Origin of the sequence: Nostoc sp. CmiVER01, assembly GCF_034531135.2 — a bacterium.
In the GTDB taxonomy this organism is placed as follows: Bacteria; Cyanobacteriota; Cyanobacteriia; order Cyanobacteriales; family Nostocaceae; genus Nostoc.
Genome location: NZ_JAVRBU020000066.1, coordinates 1 through 645, shown reverse-complemented (window position 1 = coordinate 645; position 645 = coordinate 1). Strand labels below are relative to the sequence as shown.

Below are 645 nucleotides of genomic sequence, written 5' to 3'. Positions count from 1 at the left end.
CCGCCCCTTCCCTTACGCATGGAGCGCCACGCCATGTCCTTGATCCCTCCCTTACGTCCCGTCCGGCTCGGGGGCCTGTGGTACCCTGTCAGCAAGTTGGGCAGCCTTGCCCCGCGACTGCACGCGCAGGAGATCCTTTACCCTGGTCCGGCCGGCAAGGCCCACTGCGCCGCCTGCGCCATCGACAACAGCACGCAGGCCGTCGGCGGGTGCACACCCACCGTGTTGCCCGCCCTGGTCAACGGGCAGGGCCGCGATGTCGCCGGCATCACCGTCAATGGCGTGTTGTTGGGCAGTTGCGTTAACGCGGACAGCCGCGAACGGCCGGTACACTGGGTCTCAGCCACCAGCAGCCCCAAGCATTAGCCCCGCGGCCCATCCTGAGTGCGCTGAACCTGTTGCCCGATCTCGACAGTAACGGCACCCCCCATAACCAGGCCGGTGCCGTCATCGACCTGAGCTTGGACGGGGGCGGTCATAGCACCGCGGTGCTGTGGCCAGCCGGCAGCGCCACGCCGTTGGTCATCGCCCCGTACGGCAAGCACTGCGCACCGGTGGACCTGACCGACATCCTGCTGGTCAACGTTCAGCCTCAAAACTCGGAACTACGCAATATTTGATATCCAGACTCAAAGAAAACGAACA

General features: G+C 65.1%; 2 protein-coding genes. Both read left to right on the top strand.

Annotated elements, in window-relative coordinates; all coding sequences use genetic code 11:
• Nucleotides 1-366: hypothetical protein (locus tag RMZ43_RS36015; RefSeq protein ID WP_428851031.1), on the top strand; the 366-nt coding region annotated here is incomplete at its 5' end.
• Between the two features lie 32 nt (nt 367-398).
• Nucleotides 399-620, top strand: coding sequence for a hypothetical protein (locus RMZ43_RS36010; protein ID WP_428851030.1), 222 nt, complete (start codon nt 399-401; stop codon nt 618-620).
• Nucleotides 621-645 lie beyond the last annotated feature (25 nt).